The 19,548-nt window shown below is 39.6% G+C and carries 20 protein-coding genes and 1 pseudogene; 18 read left to right on the forward strand and 3 right to left on the reverse strand.

Features of this window, described 5'->3' with window-relative positions; all coding sequences use genetic code 11:
* Nucleotides 1–22 precede the first annotated feature (22 nt).
* Both dnaN and dnaA read right to left on the reverse strand, forming a co-directional pair.
* Nucleotides 23–1,125: pseudogene (gene dnaN, locus C2M30_RS19615) on the reverse strand (DNA polymerase III subunit beta).
* Between the two features lie 12 nt (nt 1,126–1,137).
* Nucleotides 1,138–2,517 carry a chromosomal replication initiator protein DnaA gene (gene dnaA / locus C2M30_RS19620; RefSeq protein ID WP_105173028.1) on the reverse strand — a complete coding sequence of 460 codons (1,380 nt, stop codon included), beginning with the start codon at nt 2,515–2,517 and terminating at the stop codon, nt 1,138–1,140.
* Between the two features lie 546 nt (nt 2,518–3,063).
* Between dnaA and rpmH the strand changes: the two genes are divergently transcribed.
* The 8 genes from rpmH to C2M30_RS19660 all read left to right on the forward strand — a co-directional run bounded on the left by rpmH (nt 3,064) and on the right by C2M30_RS19660 (nt 10,741).
* The gene (gene rpmH, locus C2M30_RS19625) at nt 3,064–3,198 is read left to right on the forward strand and encodes a 50S ribosomal protein L34 (RefSeq protein WP_010376846.1); all 135 of its coding nucleotides are present in this window, start codon (nt 3,064–3,066) and stop codon (nt 3,196–3,198) included.
* A 4-nt stretch (nt 3,199–3,202) separates the two neighbouring features.
* Nucleotides 3,203–3,631 (forward strand): ribonuclease P protein component, encoded by a 429-nt coding sequence (gene rnpA / locus C2M30_RS19630; RefSeq protein ID WP_010561311.1) that lies wholly within the window; start codon nt 3,203–3,205, stop codon nt 3,629–3,631.
* Between the two features lie 79 nt (nt 3,632–3,710).
* On the forward strand, nt 3,711–3,977 hold the full coding sequence (gene yidD / locus C2M30_RS19635; protein ID WP_010561312.1) for a membrane protein insertion efficiency factor YidD: 267 nt from the start codon (nt 3,711–3,713) through the stop codon (nt 3,975–3,977).
* Nucleotides 3,978–3,985: 8 nt separating this feature from the next.
* Nucleotides 3,986–5,614 carry a membrane protein insertase YidC gene (gene yidC / locus C2M30_RS19640; protein ID WP_105173029.1) on the forward strand — a complete coding sequence of 543 codons (1,629 nt, stop codon included), beginning with the start codon at nt 3,986–3,988 and terminating at the stop codon, nt 5,612–5,614.
* A 93-nt stretch (nt 5,615–5,707) separates the two neighbouring features.
* Nucleotides 5,708–7,072 (forward strand): tRNA uridine-5-carboxymethylaminomethyl(34) synthesis GTPase MnmE, encoded by a 1,365-nt coding sequence (gene mnmE / locus C2M30_RS19645; protein WP_010561314.1) that lies wholly within the window; start codon nt 5,708–5,710, stop codon nt 7,070–7,072.
* A gap of 85 nt (nt 7,073–7,157) precedes the next feature.
* Entirely contained in the window at nt 7,158–7,517 is a 360-nt protein-coding gene (locus tag C2M30_RS19650; RefSeq protein WP_105173030.1) for a ribosome recycling factor family protein, read from the forward strand.
* Nucleotides 7,518–8,113: 596 nt separating this feature from the next.
* Complete coding sequence (locus tag C2M30_RS19655; protein ID WP_105173031.1) at nt 8,114–9,151, forward strand: leucine-rich repeat domain-containing protein; 1,038 nt, start codon at nt 8,114–8,116, stop codon at nt 9,149–9,151.
* Between the two features lie 435 nt (nt 9,152–9,586).
* Nucleotides 9,587–10,741 carry an IS30 family transposase gene (locus C2M30_RS19660; protein ID WP_105173032.1) on the forward strand — a complete coding sequence of 385 codons (1,155 nt, stop codon included), beginning with the start codon at nt 9,587–9,589 and terminating at the stop codon, nt 10,739–10,741.
* A gap of 148 nt (nt 10,742–10,889) precedes the next feature.
* Here the strand turns inward: C2M30_RS19660 and C2M30_RS19665 are convergent, their stop codons facing one another.
* Nucleotides 10,890–11,144, reverse strand: coding sequence for a hypothetical protein (locus tag C2M30_RS19665; protein ID WP_105173033.1), 255 nt, complete (start codon nt 11,142–11,144; stop codon nt 10,890–10,892).
* Nucleotides 11,145–11,593: 449 nt separating this feature from the next.
* On the opposite strand from C2M30_RS19665, the gene C2M30_RS19670 reads away from it, so the two are divergent.
* The 10 genes from C2M30_RS19670 (at nt 11,594) to atpH (ending at nt 19,537) form a co-directional block, all read left to right on the forward strand.
* The gene (locus C2M30_RS19670) at nt 11,594–12,028 is read left to right on the forward strand and encodes a flavodoxin domain-containing protein (RefSeq protein ID WP_105173034.1); all 435 of its coding nucleotides are present in this window, start codon (nt 11,594–11,596) and stop codon (nt 12,026–12,028) included.
* A gap of 428 nt (nt 12,029–12,456) precedes the next feature.
* A complete protein-coding gene (gene mnmG, locus C2M30_RS19675) occupies nt 12,457–14,346 on the forward strand; it encodes a tRNA uridine-5-carboxymethylaminomethyl(34) synthesis enzyme MnmG (protein WP_010561324.1) in 1,890 nt (629 codons plus the stop codon).
* Between the two features lie 30 nt (nt 14,347–14,376).
* Nucleotides 14,377–14,997, forward strand: coding sequence for a 16S rRNA (guanine(527)-N(7))-methyltransferase RsmG (gene rsmG, locus C2M30_RS19680; protein WP_105173035.1), 621 nt, complete (start codon nt 14,377–14,379; stop codon nt 14,995–14,997).
* Between the two features lie 16 nt (nt 14,998–15,013).
* Complete coding sequence (locus C2M30_RS19685) at nt 15,014–15,799, forward strand: ParA family protein (protein ID WP_010561326.1); 786 nt, start codon at nt 15,014–15,016, stop codon at nt 15,797–15,799.
* A 16-nt stretch (nt 15,800–15,815) separates the two neighbouring features.
* Entirely contained in the window at nt 15,816–16,724 is a 909-nt protein-coding gene (locus C2M30_RS19690; protein ID WP_105173036.1) for a ParB/RepB/Spo0J family partition protein, read from the forward strand.
* A gap of 218 nt (nt 16,725–16,942) precedes the next feature.
* Nucleotides 16,943–17,320 (forward strand): ATP synthase subunit I, encoded by a 378-nt coding sequence (locus C2M30_RS19695; protein ID WP_010561328.1) that lies wholly within the window; start codon nt 16,943–16,945, stop codon nt 17,318–17,320.
* A gap of 15 nt (nt 17,321–17,335) precedes the next feature.
* Nucleotides 17,336–18,190: a F0F1 ATP synthase subunit A gene (atpB, locus tag C2M30_RS19700; RefSeq protein ID WP_100914453.1), complete on the forward strand. Its 855-nt coding sequence runs from the start codon at nt 17,336–17,338 to the stop codon at nt 18,188–18,190.
* Between the two features lie 49 nt (nt 18,191–18,239).
* On the forward strand, nt 18,240–18,473 hold the full coding sequence (gene atpE, locus C2M30_RS19705; RefSeq protein WP_010561330.1) for a F0F1 ATP synthase subunit C: 234 nt from the start codon (nt 18,240–18,242) through the stop codon (nt 18,471–18,473).
* 44 nt (nt 18,474–18,517) lie between these two features.
* Nucleotides 18,518–18,988: a F0F1 ATP synthase subunit B gene (gene atpF, locus C2M30_RS19710; RefSeq protein ID WP_010561331.1), complete on the forward strand. Its 471-nt coding sequence runs from the start codon at nt 18,518–18,520 to the stop codon at nt 18,986–18,988.
* A 15-nt stretch (nt 18,989–19,003) separates the two neighbouring features.
* On the forward strand, nt 19,004–19,537 hold the full coding sequence (gene atpH / locus C2M30_RS19715; RefSeq protein WP_010561332.1) for a F0F1 ATP synthase subunit delta: 534 nt from the start codon (nt 19,004–19,006) through the stop codon (nt 19,535–19,537).
* The last annotated feature ends 11 nt before the right edge of the window (nt 19,538–19,548 follow it).

Genomic DNA, 19,548 nt, shown 5'->3' on the forward strand with positions numbered 1-19,548 from the left:
TTAATTATACTTACTCCAACCACTATAAACGCATCGGCATTACAACGTACATGGCGCCTTCGTCGCCCTGTCCTTCAATTAATGCACTGCTGTTTGAATCAAGTAAGGTAAATAAAACGTCGTCGGTTTTAATGGTATTTAATACTTCTAATAAGTACGACACATTAAAACCAATTTCTAAATCAGGGCCTTGGTACATTACTTCTACGGTTTCTTCCGCCTGTTCCTGCTCTGGGTTATTGGCAGAAATCGTTAACTCGCCTGAAGTAAGGTTTAACCTTACACCGCGGAATTTTTCGTTTGAAAGAATCGATACTCGGGCAAATGCGCTGCGTAACCACTCGCGATTAGCCACAATTTGTTTGTCACCACCACGTGGTAATACGCGACGATAATCAGGGAAACGACCATCAACTAATTTAGATGTAAAGATAAATGCTTGGTCGATAATACGAACATGATTAGCGCCTAACTGAATTTCAACAACTTCATCATCAGCAATCAATAAGCGCATAATTTCTTGTACGCCTTTACGTGGAATAATCACCTGACGTTGAGTATTAAGTGATGCTTCTAATGCTTTTGCGCTAATGCTAAACGGTGACCATCGGTTGCAACCGTTTTAACTACATCGTTTTCGATTTCCAGTGACATACCATTCAGATAATATCTGACATCTTGATTTGCCATAGAAAAACTTGTGCTTTCAAGTAGTTTTCTAAGTTCTAAACGCGTTAGGTTAAGGGTTACTTCGCTGTCCCAGTTTTCTAAATTAGGAAAGTCTTCTGCCGCTAATGTCGCGAGTGAAAAACGACTTTTTCCAGACGTAAGTAAAACTTGTGCATCTTGAATAGTAAGCGTGATATCAGAACCATCAGGCAAGCTCTTACAAATATCTAATAGCTTTTTAGCCGGTAATGTAAGCTTACAGTCTGCTACAGGTTCGGCTAATACCACACTTGCTACAAGTTCTATTTCAAGATCGGTACCTGTGAAATAAAGTACACCTTCTTTTACCTCTAACAACACATTAGATAGAATCGGTAACGTATGTTTGCGCTCAATCGCCCCTGAAACCTGCATTAAAGGTTGTAAAAATTGCTCGCGCGAAATAGTAATTTTCATGCTGTACTCGTCCTAAGATGACAAAGTTCTAATCAAGTTTTGATAATCTTCTTTTACTTCGTGAGATTCTTCACGAAGTGACTTCACTTTTCTACATGCATGTAGCACGGTTGTATGATCTCGTCCGCCAAACGCATCGCCGATTTCAGGCAAACTGTGATTGGTTAATTCTTTTGATAAAGCCATTGCGACTTGGCGTGGCCTTGCAACTGAACGACTGCGACGTTTTGATAATAAGTCAGAAACGCGAATACGGTAGTACTCTGCTACTGTTCTTTGAATATTATCGATCGTTACCAGTTTATCTTGTAGCGCTAGTAAATCACGCAGCGCTTCTTTTACAAAGTCGATAGTAATTGGCCTACCGGTAAAGTTAGCATTGGCAATTACGCGGTTTAACGCCCCTTCTAGTTCACGTACGTTAGAACGCAAACGCTTGGCAATAAAAAATGCTACTTCTTCAGGTAATTTAATTTGACTTTGCTGTGCCTTCTTCATCAAGATGGCAACGCGCGTTTCAAGCTCTGGCGGCTCAATCGCAATGGTTAAACCCCAGCCAAATCGCGATTTAAGGCGATCCTCTACCCCTTCAATTTCTTTTGGATAGCGGTCTGAGGTTAAAATAATTTGTTGGTTACCTTCTAATAATGCATTAAAGGTATGAAAGAACTCTTCTTGTGAACGTTCTTTATTAGCAAAAAACTGAATATCATCGATAAGTAATGCGTCAACGCTACGGTAGTAACGTTTAAATTCTTCAATCGCATTATTTTGCAGCGCTTTTACCATATCTTGTACAAAACGCTCAGAATGCATATAAACAATTTTTGCATTCTCTTTTTTATCTAAGATGCCATTACCCACTGCATGTAATAAGTGGGTTTTACCTAAACCTGTGCCACCATATATAAAAACAGGATTAAAGGCCGAGCCAGGGTTATCAGCAACCTGCGTTGCCGCAGCTTTTGCTAGTTGGTTCGATTTACCTTCAACAAAGCTATCAAAGGTATAGTTTTCTTTGATATTTGATTTAGGCATGTTTTTAGGTGCAGGCTCAACAGGCACTTTGTTTTCTTTTTTAACGGGCGCTTCAACGGCTGCTTTTTCTTGCGCAGGTGTTTGTGGTGCAGCGGGTTTGCTAATATTAACCGTACTGCCAACTTCAAAACGCAATTCCGGCGCTTCGTCACCACAAATCTCAATTAATAACTCGTTAATACGGTTTAGGTATTTTTCACGCACCCAATCAAGCACAAAGCGGTTAGGCGCATAAATAGTGAGGGTATCTTCAGTGCTTTCTGCCTGTAGCGGACGCACCCACATACTAAATTGTTGTGATGGCAGTTCATCTTGTAAAACGTAAAGACAGCTTTGCCAAACCGACAAATACACGGCAACCCCCAATAATATTCCCGCTCACCAAAATAGAGCAGAAATTAAGCATCAAATCCAAGTTAAGACTGCCATTATGAAGCTAGTTTATCCACAACATCAACATTGATTTTTATATTTTTTATGATCTGACACAGGTAAATATATAACTTATTATTTTTAAATGCTTTTTAGTTAAAAAATAATGTGGATAAATTATTAATAAAAAGCTTGATCAAAATGATTAAAGTAGATCTATAAAAGTTTTCCAAAGAAAAGTCGCAATTTTTACACTATCATTGTGGAAAACTTTATTTTAAAATTGATCCTCGCTGGATCAACAGAGAAATACAGTACGATCTCTCCTTATATAAAGGTAAATGTAACTACCTTGTTAAGATTAGAACGGCTTTTATTCAATGCCTATAATTAACGCGACTATTGTGTGTTTTTTATTGACTTTGTGTGTGCTTCTCTATAACATCTCGCGCTCGCAATGGCACCTGTGCCAGGATCGCGACCTGCATAGGATGTTTTAACTTTTAACCGATCGGATGGAATATAGTTATGAAAAGAACTTTTCAACCTAGCGTTCTTAAGCGTAAACGTACTCACGGTTTCCGTGCACGTATGGCGACTAAAAATGGTCGTAAAGTTTTAGCACGTCGTCGTGCTAAGGGCCGTAAGGTTCTTTCTGCTTAATATAGTGGAAGACTTTCGCTTTGGTAGGGAGTTACGTCTGTTAACTCCCTCACACTACTCCCGCATCTTCAATGAGCCTGCACGCGCAGCAAATCAACACTTTACTCTTTTAGCAAAACGAAATGATTTAGACCATCCACGTCTTGGTTTAACCATAGCTAAAAAACGCGTTAAAAAAGCGGTACAACGTAATCGCATTAAACGCCTTGCCCGTGAAAATTTCCGCTTAAACCGCCATCAACTCGACAATATTGATATTGTTTTAATGGTTAAAACTGGCGTTGATGAATTATCTAACGAAGAGTTGCATAAGCAATTAACTAAGCTTTGGCGCAAAATTAATGAGCGTTGCCAACCTGGCTATAAGCCAAAACCACGCCCTAATCACTGGCAAAAAAACAAAAACGCAAAAAAACCGAATAACAAAGCCTAATAAACCTGTTGTTGCATAGCAAAACTAGGCAAATTTAGGTAAAGTTAGCTCACCTTTTAATCAGGCACTTTTTCATTAAATGCACTTTTTATTTGCTCTACCGAGTAATCTGATGATCTTAATTATTAAGGTGTATCAAAAACTACTCAGTCCACTGCTTGGCCAAAACTGTCGTTTTACCCCGACATGCTCAAGTTATGCGATAGATGCAATAAAAATACATGGATTTGTAAAAGGGAGTTGGTTCGCAGCGAAACGCATTATAAAATGTCACCCTTTGCATCCAGGTGGGGATGATCCCGTGCCTGATAAACAAAATTCACTTAAACAACACCGCGAGAAATAAGAGCTGTTATGGAATCACAACGCACGTTTTTATTTATCGGTTTTCTTTTGGTAAGTTTTCTTTTATTCCAACAATGGAATATGGATAACAACCCACAAGTAAATACCGAGACAAGTGCTACAACGCAAACATCTACAAACCAGTCTGCCAACAATGACTTTGTTCCACAGTCATCAACTGGCGACTTACCTGTAGCGAACGTCGCAAACTCACGTCAAATTATTGATGTAACAACCGATGTATTTTCTGTAAAACTTGATACCTTTGGTGGCGATATCATCGAAACCAAGCTATTAAACTTCAAAGAAAAAATCGATAGCGATAACCCATTTATGTTGCTTGGCGTGTTAGACGGCAATCAATATTTCTCACAAAGTGGCTTAATTGGTTTACACGGACCAGATGCATCATCTGACGGTCGCCCAACATACCAAGCTGCACAAACAAGTTACCAGTTAAAAGGTGATGAGCTACGTGTACCACTTACATTTGTTAAAGACGGTGTTAGCTATATCAAAACATATATTTTCACAGCGGGTCGTTACGATGTTGCCGTTGAATATCAAATTGCTAACAACACAGCTGAAACAAAGCAAGTTCAGTTATTTACGCAAATTAAGCGTTCGATCACCGAAAAAGGTGGCATGATTGACCAAACATATTTAGGTACAGCTTACGGTACAGCAGAAGAACCTTACGAAAAGTACAGCTTTGATGACATTAAAGAGCGTGACCTAAATATTAACACTACAGCGGGTTATATCAGCTTTATCCAGCACTACTTTGTAAGTGCATGGGTGCCAAACCAAGAGCAACAAAACAACATCTACACTAAGGCTCGCAGCGATAATTCAGTTATTATCGGTTTAAAAGGCCCACTAGAAAACGTTGCAGCAAATAGCACGCATACAATTAGCTCTACTTATTATATGGGTCCTAAAGATTCTGCTACGCTTGAAGCGTTACAAACAGACTTAGACCTAACCGTAGACTACGGCTGGTTGTGGTTTATTTCACAACCTCTACACTCATTACTAATGTGGTTATACGGCTTAATTGGTAGCCTAGGCTTAGCAATCATCGCGATTACCGTTATCGTGAAAATGGTGCTTTACCCACTTACTAAAGCCCAGTACACGTCAATGGCTAAAATGCGTAACCTTCAGCCAAAAATTATGGCGCTGAAAGATCGTTACGGCGATGACCGTCAGAAGATGGGTCAAGCAATGATGGAAATGTACCGCAAAGAAAAAGTTAACCCTATGGGTGGCTGTTTCCCACTATTGCTACAAATGCCAATCTTCCTAGGTTTATTCTATGTATTTATGGAATCAGTAGAAATTCGTCACACTGAATTCTTATACCTAAATGACTTAGCAGCGATGGACCCATACTTCATCTTACCAATTCTATTTGGTGCAAGTATGTTCCTAATGCAAAAGCTACAGCCAATGACGGTTACTGATCCAATGCAGCAGAAAATGATGACTTGGATGCCTGTAATGTTCTCAGTATTCTTTATCTGGTTCCCATCAGGTCTTGTAATGTACTGGTTAGTATCTAACTTAATTTCAATTGCTCAGATGCTATACATCTACAAAGGCATGGAAAAGAAAGGTATCTCGGTTAAATCATAAACCGAACTAAATAAATGAAAGGCGGCACAGTGTGTCGCCTTTTTTATGCGTGCCAGTTACAATATAAGTAACTAAAGCTATCAGTTCATCTCTATGTTCAATCAAGATACCATCGTTGCTCAAGCAACGGCGCCCGGCAAAGGCGGTGTAGGCATTATTCGCGTTTCTGGCAAACTATCACAACAGGTTGCCGAAAAAGTCTTAGGCAAATGCCCAAAACCGCGCTATGCCGATTATCTATCATTTAATACCTTGCAAGGCGAACAACTCGATCAAGGTATTGCGCTGTACTTTAAAGGCCCTAATTCTTTTACTGGTGAAGACGTACTGGAACTACAAGGGCACGGTGGCCCAGTAATTATTGATATGCTGCTGCGCGAAATCACGCAAATTGACGGTGTGCGTTTAGCTAAACCCGGTGAATTCAGTGAGCGCGCGTTTTTAAACGACAAGATGGATTTAACCCAAGCTGAGGCGATTGCTGATTTAATTAATGCAAACTCAGAGCAAGCAGCTAAAAGTGCCCTACACTCGCTGCAAGGTCAATTTTCTAAACATATCGACACGCTAGTAGAACAAGTTATTCACCTGCGTATGTATGTTGAAGCTGCGATTGATTTCCCCGATGAAGAAATCGACTTTTTATCAGATGGTAAAGTAGCGAACGATCTAAATGCGATTATTGAACAACTTGATAACGTAACCGCACAAGCCAAACAAGGTGCGATTATGCGTGAAGGTATGCGCGTAGTAATTGCTGGCCGCCCTAACGCGGGTAAATCAAGCCTGCTTAATGCCCTTGCTGGCCGTGAAGCAGCCATTGTTACAGATATTGCCGGTACTACCCGTGACGTACTACGTGAACACATCGATATTGACGGTATGCCACTGCATATTATCGATACTGCAGGTCTGCGTGAAAGCCCTGACGTAGTTGAACAAATTGGTATTGAGCGCGCTTGGCAAGAAATTAATCAAGCCGATCGCGTATTGTTTATGGTTGATAGCACCGAAACAAACGAAACCGATCCTGCAAAAATTTGGCCTGAATTTGCTGAGAAATTACCACAAGGTATGGGCATCAGCGTTATTCGAAATAAAGCCGATCTATCAGGTGAAAACATCAAAATTGATGACTCTGCTAACACGCCTGTACTGAGCGTGAGCGCTAACAGTGGCGAAGGCGTTGAACTGGTTAAATCACACCTTAAACAAATCATGGGTTTCCAAGGCGCTACTGAAGGCAGCTTTATGGCACGCCGCCGTCACCTTGATGCATTAGAAAGTGCAGCGTATCACCTTGCAACGGGTAAAGATCAGTTAGAAATGCACATTGCCGGTGAAATATTGGCAGAAGAGCTGCGTTTAACCCAACAATATCTCAACGAGATCACTGGTGAATTTACCTCTGATGACTTGCTTGGCAAAATCTTCAGCTCGTTCTGTATTGGTAAGTAATAAATTAAGTTTTAGTACTTAGAATTAAGATGTTAGATGCTGATATTTTCTCAGCATCTATTCTTCCAAAAGTAATAAAAAAACCATGCTTGATATTCAATTAAACAGCTTTGTGCGCCGTATAGAACAAGCTAATGAGTTAAAAGCCCAAATCAAATCATCTAGCGCCAAGTTAAGTCGCAAAGGGCGCTCACGACACTGGCGGCTACAAGGTACTTGGCCACAATTTCAAAGCATTATTGATCAAATACAACTCACTGAAGAACCCAGCTGGCAATGGGTGCTTGATACTCTGAAAAGTCATCAGCCAAAACCCCAAATGACTGACTTAGTCGAAATCGTTAAAAGCAATCCAAGCATCACACAAGAGCAGCTGATCAGCCAAACCGACTGCACGCTGGTGGAAGCAAGAAAAGCCTTTGATGTGGTTGAGTGGGAAGAGTGATCTTAAACGTTTAAACCTTAGAGACTGTGCAAACCTGAAAGCATATTTGTCGCGCTGGCGACACCAGCCAAAGATGAAAAGCAACCGAAACGAAGTTTCGTAGTGCTTTGAAATGAGGTCAGGGATGACCGATGTAACTCAGCTTCATGGATGAATTATTAGCTTCAATTTTTAAAAACGCCGGTCCCCCTTTGGAATCCCTCGGCGCCCCTACATCAAACTAATCTTCAAACGTTATTTAAATACGCCATGAAGAGGCATCCATGCCTAAGCATGGCTTACTCGACCCGCTACGCTCCCTGTCTCGCATTATTCATTTAAATCCCATTTTCAGGTTTGATATAAGGGTGAAGAAAGTCCGAAGCAACGCTTCGCAGCATAAAGAAGTGAAGTCATGGATGGCAAATGGAACCAAGTTTCAGAGATAAACACTTAGTACTTGAGTTTTACGTATTGAAAAATAGAAGTAGCAAGTCATCAATAGTACTTTATTCGTCAACATCAAAGTTCAAATATCAATTATATTAATACATTGATTTATATACAATTTATTTTAATGTTGGCTTTGCTAAAACATATCAAAGAGCTGGAAGCCAATGAATCTTTCAATTGAAGATAATATTGAAATTGCCGCAAGTATGGGTAGTAGCCAGATAGATAACTCTGTAACAAATGAATATTTGCAAGCAATAGCATCTGATAAACGGATCCGCTGTGTCCAATCGGAAAAACAGCTATCTAAAGATACTTTAAAGCGCCTAAATCAACACCTATTTTCCAAAAGAGATGATATTTGGTTAAGATTTTACAGCCTTGATTCATTAGATTTGTCATGCCTCAATTATGTACCTGATCTAAAGATGTTTCATATTGATTTAATTAAAGAGCTTAAAAACATTGAGTCACTGGCATCCCTTCCATTATTAACTAGCTTTAATATAAAAATAGAATCGCTTACAAGTTTTTCATTTTTGCAATACGTGACTCCTAACTTGGAACACCTTTATTTAGGAAGAACAAAGTCTAAACGACCGAATTTAGAAGAAGTATTAAGATTTTCATCACTTAAGAGCCTAGGCTTGAGAGGGCAAAGTAAAAACATTCATAAACTGGCACTATTAAAAAACCTTCAATCATTATCACTTAGTGGGTTAACAAGTAAAAACATAACCTGGATCACAGATCTTCCGCAGCTAACGACATTGGATATTGATATCTTTAAAACCGATGACTTTACACCGCTAGAAAATTTAAAAAAACTTAAAAGCTTTAGCGTCAGCGAGATAAGAGGGGCAACTGAACTTCCATTTTTACGTAATATGAAAGGCTTAGAAGAACTTAAATTAACTTATTTAAACAGAGTTAAAAAACTGCCTACTCTTGGCTCTGAATCCACATTAAAATCAATTGTGATATATGAAATGGAAAGTATAGAAAATATAGATTTCCTATATGGATGTATCAATTTAGTATCCGCGAGACTATTTTTCTCAAAAAAAATAAAAGTGCAAAATCTAGAAGGTTTTTTAAAACTACAAAATTTGAAAAAAGCGAGCATTGCGATAGATTCCATAGATAATGATGCCGCAATAAAAGAATTGATGAATAAATTCAACGTTAAATCGCTACGGTAACCAATTAACCGACTTCGATATTCTATCGCTAAATTCTCAAGCTAAAAATTTAGCGATAGTATTTAACCCTTACAAGTTTTAAACTTGTGAACAACTTGGGTCTGGTCTTGCATTTTGCATGGAGTTTAATATTTTCGCAACGGCTACAACTCGCCTAATGCCGACCTTGAAATACTGTTTCTGAGAATAACCAACCCCCTTTAAATCAAACCTGAAGCAATCATTTAAATGAGTAATGTGAGACAGGAGCGAAGCGGCCGAACAAGCCATGCTTAGGCATGGATGCCGCTTCATGGCGTTTATGTTCACATTTAAATTATTGGTGAAGAGTAGTTTGATTTCTGGGGCGGCTTATTCTTGGTTCGTTCTTTTTGGCCGTGTAGATTCAATTAATCAGTGCAACACTTTATTTAATCATAAAAGTGGAGCCAGTTAATGAGTAATAGTTCAGCTGTTCGTTTTACCGATAAAGAAAAAGATGAAGTTTGGCGAAGATGGAAGTCTGGTGAATCTTTGAGTGCTATCGGCAATATATTGGGACGCAAAGCACCTTCAATTTATCATGTTTTATCTAAATATGGTGGTGTAAAACGCTTTAAACGAAAACGCTCTAAGAATCATCTGTCTTTAAATGAGCGAGAAGAAATATCACGAGGTATAGCTCAAAATAAGTCTTTTAGGGTAATTGCTAAAGAACTCAAACGAGCGCCTTCGTCTATAAGTAGAGAAGTATCACGTAACGGCGGTATTCATAAATACAGGGCTTGTACCGCTGACGATAAAGCTTGGAAACGTGCTAAAAGACCTAAACTTTGTAAACTAAAATTAAATCAAGAACTCGCATTATTAATAGCTGATAAGTTAAAAAATTTGTGGTCACCTGAACAAATAGCTGGTTGGCTAAAGTTACAATACCCAAATGATAAGAGTTGGCACGTGTCTCACGAAACAATCTATAAAAGCTTATATATCCAAACTAGGGGAGTATTGAAAAAAGAGTTACTTAAATGCCTTCGCTCAAAGCCAAGAATAAGAGGAACTAGAACTAAAGAAAAAAACCAAAGAGGTCATATTCAAGAGCTAGTTTCAATTAGTGAACGCCCCGCTTCGATTAAAGATAGGGCTATACCAGGTCATTGGGAAGGTGACCTTATTGAAGGCAGTCAAAAAAGCTATATAGCAACATTAGTTGAAAGGCAAACTAGGTATGTATGTCTTGTTAAAGTAAAAAATAAAAGCACGCATAATGTCATTCCTCAACTAATAAAGCATGCTCAAAAATTACCTAGTAGTTTATATAAATCGTTGACTTGGGATCGAGGTACAGAGCTCAAAGGTCATAAAACATTTTCAGAACAAACAAATATTGATGTGTACTTTTGCGATCCTCAAAGTCCTTGGCAGCGAGGCTCAAATGAGAATACTAATAGATTGTTAAGACAATACTTCCCGAAGGGTACAAATTTATCAATATATTCTCAGGAAGAATTAGATGATGTAGCACAAGCACTTAATAGTCGACCAAGAAAAACTCTTGGATTTTGTACACCGTTAGACAAATTTAGAGAGTGTGTTGCATTGACTGATTGATCACACACGTTTAAAAAGAATGAACGAGTACATCATGGATGATGTGTGATAACCGTCAGGGACGAATGCTACAGAGTTAAAAACCTTAAATAAACTATAAAATCTCCCCCCTCAACACCCCAAAACTTTGCAATAAAAAGCCAACTTCTTATAAATTCCTTACTTGAAAACTGCCCTGCCCGAGCTTTTTTAATAGCATTGCTAGGCGATCTAAGCGCCATGATCTTAGCTCATCTACTCTTGCCTGACGAATGGTATAGCCCTTTCCTGTTTGCGTATTAATCGCAAATAAGTGATACTTATTGGCCTCCAGGTTCGATTCTTGCGCTATAAAATCTGTCATAGAGCCAGTTTCAACCAAACGAACAAACTCACCTTCTTTGATCCGATAAAAATCAATCACTACATATCACCAATATAGATATTACATATTGCCATTTTGTCACAAAGCGATCGAAAAAACAGATCAAACTCCATTTGGCCATGCTAAAAGATCGACAGTTTTTAGAATATTTGGATCTTAAAACCAATTGGTTAGATCTAATAAAAAAGCCGATCTCGAGCCGCATTGAATAGATCTATCCACAACATGATTAAACTTGATGTTTTTATCAATGCTAAATGAATTTATATAGCCTTTGTTAAGGGGTAATAAAGAGGTTAGCAACGAGTTTTACACAGATTGATCGCAAATTTATCAAAACATTCTAAATAATAAAAAACATGTAATAACAACAACCTGAATAAAATACGCTGATTAAACAAACAAACTATTTCTATCCACTGTGAATAAGATCTTTTAACCAAGCTATTTATACCTTAAGATCGAGAAAAATACCTGATCAACTCATCATGAAAAATCTAAGCATTATTGTTGGTAGCCAAATGGGTTCGGCAGAATATGTCGCTGAACAGATCCAAGAGGCGTTAGTAGAACATGACATTCATGCCACTGTGCACGAGCATCCTGTACTTTCAGAGATCAAAGATAATGCTTGGTTAATATGCACTTCAACTCATGGTGCAGGTGAGTTACCAGATAACATTCAAAGCTTTGCATCTGATTTAGCTGAGGTAGAACAACTTACACATCTAACATATGCGGTGATAGGTTTAGGCGATTCTAGCTATGATCAGTTTAATCAGGCAGCGAAAGACCTAGATCAACACCTTGCTAGTAAAGGCGCTGTAAAACTTGTTGATCGCTTAGAAGTTGACGCCCAATCGGAAGAATTACCTGAAGATATTGCACTGGCCTGGCTTCCACAGTTGTTAGCCAAGTTATAATCACCGCACTAGGCTATTGATCATATAAAAAGGTTATTCACAATTTTTAATATATTTAGATCGAAATGTGGATAACCCTTGATCTAACCTTGTATTTATAGATGATTATGCATTGGATAGAATTTTCACTTGATCGAGATGTTGATAACTAGGCAAGTTGATCAGTGCTTTTAAAGTACTTGATCCGATCATATCAACACCAATTGATCTAACTTAACTTACTGAAAGTAAAGTTTTAGTTAGAGTTATCAACAGAAACAGGGCTACTATATAATAGAAATAACAAGATCTTTCTAAAGATCATTTATTTTATATTAGATCAGTTCTTTAGATCGTGTTCATTATTTAATCGTTTCACTTCTTAGAATTTCTAGGTAGAATACGCATCCTTTCAAAATCTAACTCGGATATTACGCAGGATCCTTTACATGCTATTTCATGAACAATTTGACGTTATTGTTGTTGGTGGTGGACATGCTGGTACAGAAGCAGCACTTGCTTCTTCACGCATGGGAATGAAAACATTACTGTTGACTCATAATATTGATACTTTAGGTCAAATGTCATGTAATCCTGCGATCGGTGGGATCGGTAAAGGCCATTTGGTTAAAGAAATCGATGCACTTGGTGGCGCTATGGCACAAGCGATCGATAAAGGTGGCATTCAATTTAGAACGCTTAATTCTTCTAAAGGCCCAGCGGTACGTGCTACACGAGCACAAGCTGACAGAAAGCTTTACAAAGAAGCAATTCAGCAAACCTTGCAAAACCAAGAAAACCTCACCATTTTCCAACAATCGTGCGATGATCTCATCGTTGATGGCGATACCGTAAAAGGTGTTGTGACACAAATGGGGCTTAAGTTTGAAGCGCCAAGCGTGGTTTTAACTGTTGGCACTTTCTTAGGTGGTACAATTCACATTGGTATGGAAAACTTTAGCGGTGGTCGTGCAGGTGATCCACCCTCAATTGCCCTTGCTAAACGCTTACGTGAATTGCCATTCCGTGTTGATCGTTTAAAAACAGGTACGCCGCCACGTATTGATGCACGTACTGTTGATTTTTCAGTAATGCAGCCTCAACCAGGTGATACGCCAACACCTGTATTCTCATTTATGGGTAAACAATCGGATCACCCAACGCAGATCCCGTGCTATATTACTTACACTAATGAAAAAACGCATGACGTTATCCGCAATAACCTTGATCGTTCACCAATGTATGCTGGTGTAATTGAAGGCATCGGCCCACGTTATTGCCCATCGATTGAAGATAAGATCATGCGTTTTGCAGACAAAGACAAGCACCAGATCTTTGTTGAGCCTGAAGGCCTTACTACACACGAATTATATCCAAATGGTATTTCGACAAGTTTACCGTTTGATGTGCAAATGCAGATCGTAAGATCGATTAAAGGCTTTGAAAATGCTCATATTTGCCGCCCAGGTTATGCAATTGAATATGATTTCTTCGATCCACGTGATTTAAAGCAGTCTTTAGAAACTAAGTTTATCAATGGCTTATTCTTTGCTGGCCAAATTAACGGTACAACTGGTTATGAAGAAGCTGGCGCACAGGGCTTAATTGCAGGTATGAATGCTGCGTTACAAGTACAAGGTAAAGATGCTTGGACACCGCGCCGTGATGAAGCATACACAGGTGTACTGATTGATGACTTAGCAACGCTTGGTACAAAAGAACCGTACCGCATGTTCACAAGCCGTGCTGAATACCGTTTATTATTACGTGAAGATAATGCCGATCTACGTTTAACAGCGAAAGGCCGTGAACTTGGTTTAGTTGACGATGCTCGTTGGCAGGCATTCAATGAAAAGATCGAAGTGATGGAGCTTGAGTCTCAACGCTTAAAAGATACGTGGATCCATAAAGATCACCCAGCACTTGAAAATGTTAATGCCTTACTGAAAATGCCATTAACGCGTGAAGCAAGTCTTGCTGATCTGGTTAAGCGCCCTGAAGTAAACTACAACGATCTGGTTGCGATTGACGGCTTAGCACCTGAAACGAATAATGCACAAGCTCACGAACAAGTTGAGATTCAAATTAAGTACGCAGGTTATATTGCACGTCAGCAAGACGAAATTGATAAGCAATTGCGCCATGAGAATACCTTATTGCCAGCTGATTTTGATTACAGCAAGGTATCGGGTTTATCAAATGAGGTTGTTGCCAAGTTAACTGATGTACGACCAACCACTATCGGCCAGGCATCGCGAATTTCAGGTATAACACCTGCGGCAATTTCGCTATTATTAGTGTACTTAAAAAAACAAGGTTTATTACGCAAATCAGCTTAGTGCTGATTTGCTGCTTTCTGGGTTCATTACGTGATTCGCAATAAATTAGATGCCTTATTGGCAAAAACATCCATTTCATTATCTGATACGCAAAAACAGCAACTGGTTAGTTATGTTGAAATGCTTGATAAGTGGAATAAAGCTTACAACTTAACTTCTGTTCGTGATCCACAAGAAATGGTGGTTAAACATATTCTTGATTCACTGGTTGTGGCACCGCATTTAGACGGCAATCACTATATTGATGTTGGTACGGGCCCTGGCTTACCGGGTGTGGTATTAGCAATTGCTCATCCAGATAAACAATTTGTGTTATTAGATAGCCTTGGCAAACGCATTCGTTTTTTAAATCAAGTTAAGCTAAATTTAAAGCTTAAAAATATTACTCCGGTGCAATCTCGCGTTGAAGAATATCAACCAGAACAACCATTTGATGGTGTTTTAAGTCGTGCCTTTGCATCTTTGCAAGATATGGTAGACTGGTGTCAGCACTTAGTGGATCACTCTGGTCGTTTTATTGCGCTAAAAGGGCAATTTCCTGAACAAGAAATTGACCAATTACCGGCCTCGATTGAATACCAAGATAAAGTAGTATTAACAGTGCCTGAGCTGGATGCCGAAAGGCATTTAATAATTCTAAAAAAGAACTAATTTGTTAGGGGACACCGTGGCTAGAATCATTGCAATTGCAAACCAAAAAGGTGGGGTTGGCAAAACCACCACTGCGGTAAATTTAGCAGCGTCAATGGCTGCTACTAAGCGTAAAGTGCTGTTAATCGACCTCGATCCACAAGGTAATGCGACTATGGGGAGCGGCGTCGACAAATACGATGAAATTGCCACTACTTACGATCTGCTTGTTGAAGAAAAACCTTTCGATGAAGTTGTTATTAAAGAAACCTCTGGCGAATATCACTTAATCGCAGCAAACGGCGACGTAACTGCTGCTGAAGTGAAGCTTATGGAGATGTATGCGCGAGAAATTCGCTTGCGCAACGCGCTTGAAAAAATAGCCGACCAGTACGAGTTTATCTTTATTGACTGCCCTCCTTCGTTAAACATGTTAACGGTAAATGCAATGGCCGCAGCAGACTCGGTACTTGTGCCGATGCAATGCGAGTATTTTGCATTAGAAGGTTTAACTGCGCTGATGGATACCATTACGCAGCTTGCTAAATTAGTAAATCCAAAATTAGAAATTGAAGGCATCTTGCGAACCATGTACGATCCGCGTAATCGTCTAGCAAATGACGTGTCTGACCAATTAAAACAACATTTTGGTGAAAAAGTATACCGCACGGTAATCCCTCGTAATGTACGCTTAGCTGAAGCGCCAAGTTTTGGTGCGCCTGCAATGTACTACGATCGCGCATCAAGTGGTGCTAAAGCATATCTTGCATTAGCCGGCGAAATGCTGCGTCGTAAAGAGAAAAAAAGTCAGGCCGTTGCTTAATTTCTGAGGAATATGAATGTCTCCTAAAAAACGTGGTTTAGGGCGCGGCTTGGATGCCCTGTTAACATCTGCAAAACCAAAAGCGCAAGATGTTCAAGATCAATCAGTCGCGCAAACTGACGGTGTTAATGAATCTGCAAAAGCGACGCCGCCAAGTGAGCTACAAAAACTTCCGATTGAATTCTTACATCCAGGAAAATATCAGCCGCGTAAAGACATGTCTGAAGAGGCACTTGAAGAGCTGGCCTCTTCAATCCGCGCACAAGGGGTGATTCAGCCAATTGTGGTGCGTCCAATTGCACATAATAGCTACGAGATTATTGCCGGTGAACGTCGCTGGCGTGCGGCGCAACTTGCTAAATTAGAAGTTGTTCCTTGTTTAATCAAAGAAGTGCCTGACGAAGCGGCTGTTGCCATTGCATTAATTGAAAATATTCAACGTGAAGACTTAAATGCGATGGAAGAAGCGGTTGCTCTTGACCGTTTATTGAACGAATTTGAGCTGACACATCAACAAGTTGCTGATGCTGTTGGTAAATCACGTACAACCGTAACTAATTTGCTGCGTTTAAATAATCTCAATGAAGATGTTAAACGTTTACTCGAGCACGGCGACATTGAAATGGGTCATGCCCGCTGTTTATTAGCACTTGATGGTGAAGACCAGTCAGCCACAGCGCGTATCGTAGTTGCAAAAGCGCTTACCGTGCGTGAAACAGAAAAACTAGTGCGTTCAGTGCTTGAGCCTAAGCCTGAAGCGCAACCAAAAGAAAAAGATCCAGATGTATTGCAGTTAGAACAGCAACTTGCTCAAAACTTAGGGGCTAAAGTTGAAATTAACTACAATCAGAAAGGAAAAGGTAAACTGGTTATTTCGTATACCTCTCTTGATGAACTTGACGGTATTTTAGAGAAAATTAATTAACGCTATATTAATTTTCGATATACATTTCATTAATATTAACTAATAGTCTAAAAATACCTTAAATTTTGCATAAAAATCACGGTTTAAAGCCTGTTTATGCACCTTCCAAAAGCCTATAAATAAACGGCTTTCAAGTTGCAAATCTGGCAAAAATAAGTATAATTTTGCCAGTTTTTTGTACCCTGTTTCATTGTGCATCGTGAAGGTTGATTATTTTTGTGGCAAATTCTTTAGCAAAACCTTTACGAACCAAAGCACTGAAGTTTATTTATTTGCAGGGCGTAGTAGCACTTGTGAGTGCGTTAGTAGTTTGGCTTGGTTGGGGAGTGTTAGCGGGTAAATCGGCGTTAATTGGCGGATTTGTCGCGTTGCTTCCCAATTTTGTATATACCCTTTATGCGTTTCGCTTTGCAGGGGCCAGACAAGTACAACAAGTATATTCCTCGATTAAACGAGGAGCTGGATTAAAGTATTTATTAACCATTTTGCTATTCGCACTGGTACTTAAGTCGTCAACAGTGGTGTTGTTACCATTTTTCTCGGTTTATGTGTTGGTGATGATTGTGAGCTGGTTTGCACCGATTTTTTTTCATTAACTTTTGGGATAAAACATGGCTGAAGAAGTAACTCTATCGAGTCACATTCAGCACCACTTAACAAATGCTAAGATGTGTTCGACCGATGCTGGTCTTGCCTTCAACAAAGCATGTGCTGACAGTGGTTTCTGGACGTGGCATATCGATACCCTTGCTTGGTCTATCGGATTAGGGATCTTATTTTTATGGATCTTCCGTAGTGCAGCAAACAAAGCAACTACCGGTGTACCGGGTAAGTTTCAATGTTTCATTGAGATGATTGTGGAGTTTGTTGGTGACAACGTACGTGATACTTACCATGGTAAGAGCGCGTTAATTGCACCACTTGCACTGACCATCTTTGTTTGGGTTTTCTTAATGAACCTAATGGACTTAATTCCTGTTGACTTCTTACCTGCGTTTGCTGGCTTTGTTGGCGAATCAGCGTTTGGTATGGATTCACACGATGTCTACATGAAGATAGTACCAACCACAGATATCAACCTAACAGCTGCATTAGCGCTAGGTGTATTCTTGCTGATGATTGGTTACTCAGTAAAAATTAAAGGCATCAAAGGTTTCCTTGCTGAACTTACGCTTCACCCATTCAGCACTAAGAACAAAATCGGTATGTTGTTCTTAATTCCGTGTAACCTTCTTTTAGAAACAATTGCGTTAGTTGCTAAGCCGTTTTCACTAGCACTACGTTTATTCGGTAACCTGTATGCAGGTGAGCTTATCTTCATCCTAATCGGTGCAGTTGGCTTAATGCAGTTACCATTACACTTTATTTGGGCAGTTTTCCATATCTTAGTTATCGTTCTTCAAGCATTCGTATTTATGATGCTGACGATTGTTTACCTAAGCATGGCAAGCTCAGACAACCACTAATTTATACACTTTTTTAATTTAACTTTTAATTTACATTTTGGAGATAAAAATGGAACTAATGATTGGTCTTAAGTACATCGCTGTGGCTCTACTTATCGGTTTCGGTGCTATCGGTACTGCAATCGGCTTCGGTAACATGGGTGGTAAATTCCTAGAAGCATGTGCTCGTCAGCCTGAACTAGCGCCTTCACTACAAGTTAAAATGTTCATCCTAGCTGGTCTTATCGATGCGGTAGCAATGATCGGTGTAGGTATCGCAATGGTATTGTTGTTCGTACTTTAATTTTATTAATCGTTGAACAGCAAACTATTTAAGGAGGAGCGGTCGTGAACTTAACTGCCACTCTAATTGGTGAATTAATTGCGTTTACGGTTTTCGTACTTTTCTGTATGAAATATGTATGGCCACCGCTAAACGGCGCAATTGAAGCTCGCCAGAAAAAAATTGAAGAAGGTTTAGCTGCTACAGACAGAGCTGAAAAAGACTTAGAGCTTGCTCAGCAGAAAGCAGCTGACCAGCTTAAAGAAGCGAAAGCGCAAGCAGCTGACATTATTGAACAAGCTAAAAAGCGTGCGACACAAATCGTTGATGACGAGACATCTCGTGGTCAAGAGGAGCGTCAAGCTATCATTGCTCAAGGTCACTCAGAAGTAGAAGCTGAGCGTAACCGTGCTAAAGAAGAACTACGTAAACAAGTTGCTACTCTAGCAGTTGTTGGCGCAGAGAAAATTTTAGAGCGCGAGATCAATGAAGCGGCACATAGCGACATCGTTGAAAAACTTGTTGCGCAGCTTTAATAGGAGGGTATGAGCATGTCTGAATTGACTACCATCGCTCGCCCATACGCGAAAGCGGCTTTTGACCTAGCGGTTGAAAAAGGTGCTGTAGAAAGTTGGAATGAAATGTTGTTCTTCGCTGGCGCATTAGCTAGCGATGAGCAGGTTAAAGCCCTACTTTCAAGCATCCCATCTGCAAAAGAGCAAGCTGATGTAATCATCAAGCTTGGTGCTGAGCAGATCAACGAACTGGGTCAGAATCTTATCAAGCTAATGGCCGAAAATGAGCGTTTAGCCGCTATTCCTGCTGTTGCTAAGTTATATGCTGAGTTTAAATCAGAATATGACAAAGAAATCGACGTTGACGTGGTTTCTGCAACTGAGCTTTCTGCAGAGCAGAAAGCTACTCTTAGCGCAGCATTGGAAAAACGCTTCGCACGCAAAGTTAAGCTGAATTGTAGTGTTGATGCTAACACTATGGGCGGTCTAGTGATTAAAGCTGGCGATACTGTGATTGATGGAACAGTACGCGGCAAGCTAAATCGTCTTTCAACAACACTACAATCGTAATTGGGAAGAAG

This window comes from Pseudoalteromonas sp. T1lg24 (assembly GCF_002964745.1).
GTDB lineage: Bacteria > Pseudomonadota > Gammaproteobacteria > Enterobacterales > Alteromonadaceae > Pseudoalteromonas > Pseudoalteromonas spongiae.